This window comes from Ruegeria sp. BHSB064 (assembly GCF_059613205.1).
Genome location: NZ_JBXWSB010000240.1, coordinates 1 through 2,121 on the forward strand (window position 1 = coordinate 1; position 2,121 = coordinate 2,121).

General features: G+C 59.2%; 2 protein-coding genes. One reads left to right on the forward strand and one right to left on the reverse strand.

Features of this window, described 5'->3' with window-relative positions; all coding sequences use genetic code 11:
• Positions 1-54 precede the first annotated feature (54 nt).
• The gene (locus tag AC2FNU_RS24660; protein ID WP_496794236.1) at positions 55-1,518 is read left to right on the forward strand and encodes a glycosyltransferase family 39 protein; all 1,464 of its coding nucleotides are present in this window, start codon (positions 55-57) and stop codon (positions 1,516-1,518) included.
• A gap of 18 nt (positions 1,519-1,536) precedes the next feature.
• Here the strand turns inward: AC2FNU_RS24660 and AC2FNU_RS24665 are convergent.
• On the reverse strand, positions 1,537-2,121 hold a 585-nt coding region (locus tag AC2FNU_RS24665; RefSeq protein WP_496794240.1), incomplete at its 5' end, for a hypothetical protein.

The window sequence follows — 2,121 nt, forward strand, 5'->3', positions numbered from 1 at the left end:
CAATCGATTTTATGACGACCCTGAACTGATCCAGGTGTGACCGGAGACATCCTCATGACCCAGCCATCCCCCACACTTGGCCGCAATGATCTGGCAATCCTTCTGCTGATCCTGCTTATTGCCGCCGTCCTCAGAACAGCCGGGCTGAATGCGCCATTGTGGTATGACGAAATCTGGACTGTCGACACGCATGTTCGCCTGCCCTGGGGGGACATGATGCGCGAATACTCGATGAACCATCATTATTTCTTCAGCATGAAGGCCAAGCTGATGTCGCAGATCTTTGGCGAACAGGCCTGGGTTTACCGCTTTCCGGCTGTCCTGTTCGGTGTTGGCACCGTCGCGGCCATCTGGTGGCTGGCGCGGGATGTTGCCGGATCGGGCATCGCGCATGTGTCGGCCCTGCTTGTCGCCCTGTCCTATCATCAGGTTTGGTTTTCACAGAACGCCCGCGGCTATACCGAGCTTGCGTTCTGGAGCACGCTTGGTTTGATTTTCTTTCTCCGGGGAATGCGCACGCCGACCCTCGGCCTTTGGATCGCGTTCGGATTTACCGCCGCCGCTGCCGTCTTCACCCATCTGACCGGTACCTTTTTCTTTGTCGCTCTGGGGCTGGTCTGGCTGATCTCTCTGGTCACCGGATTTGGCCGGGGCCCGCTTACCCGTGCCTGGGTGATGCAGCCGCTGATTGCCGTGGTTTTGGCCTCTGTTCTTGTTCTGCTGGCCTATCTGCCGATCCTGAGCAGCATCGCCGGCACAATGGGTGAAATTTCGGCGTCATCCGCAGTTGATCCCATGCAGGAATATCAAAACCCGCTTTGGACCGTGCTCGAAGGGGTGCGTACCGCCGTCGGCAGCACCGGAGCCCTGACGCTGATCATCGCCATCGGCGGATTGGTTGTGATCGCACTGGGTGCCATTGGCGCGCATTCAACGCAGCCTTTGTTCTTTCTGTGCATCGTGGCGCATGTCGCTGTGACGCTGGCGGTTCTCCTGGCTCTCGACATGCGGGTCTGGCCCAGATTTTTCTTTGTCGACATCGCCCCTGTGATCGTACTTGCCGTCATTGGCTGCTGGTACGGCGCGGGTGTCGTTGCGCGGGTGATCGGCCAGTCCGGGCTGGAACGGCCCCTGTTTGTCATCGGTGTGGTTGCAATGCTGGCCCTGTCGGTGTTTCTGGTTCAGCGCAACTATGTGGCACCAAAGCAGGATCTGGCCGGGGCATTTGAACTGGTGGAACAAACGCGCGGCCCGTCCGAACGGATTTATGCGATCAATCCCGGCGGTCCGATATTTAAAAGCCATTTCAACGCGGATTGGACAACCATCGCCGACCCCCAGGGCTATGCCCAGGCAATGGCCCAGCCCGGCCCGGTGATGATTGTGATCCTGTTCCCCAGCCGGATGTTTCGCGCCATACCAGAACTGGCGCAGGACGCCGAAGGGTCGCTGGAATTCGTACATGAGTTTGCCGGAACCCTTGGGGATGGCGAAGTGCTTGTCTACCGCCGCAAATAAACTCCACCGGGGCTTTGATCACGGACCAAATATCCGATCCAGCGGCAGGGCCTCTGCCGCCCTGCCCCGGGCTTCAGCCGCCTGCGCCCCCGGAACAGGCCTGCGGCGCAGAATGATATCTGACACATCGACAGCATGCTGGCTGAGCGGGCGCATACACACGCCATTCACCAGGCTGGGTTCGACCTGATGAATAAACGCAAGCGCTTCGGGCCTGTTATGCTGAGGAAGCGTGACATGAATGTCGCCGGTTGCGAGAGAGATCGCCTCACAGCTTTGTCCCGCAAGGATATACAGGTCCTCGTTCCAGCAGAACGCAGCCGGACCTGTCCCAAGATCGAACGGCGCGCAGGTGTCGAACGCCACAGGCCCGTCTGACGCCTCAAGGCAGACAAACAGGGTTTCATCGCTCAGAAACACCGATCCGGGCGCGGGAAAAGCCGGGCAGGGGCGCGGCGAAAACGGCAGGGATCCTGCCGGAGCCTGCGCCCCGAACCGAACCTGGAAGACAGAGTTCATATCCACCCCCGGATGAAAAGTGCTTGGGTTGATAAAACTGCCAAAGGCAAGATCATCATACTGCGCGCCACCGATGGTTCTGAT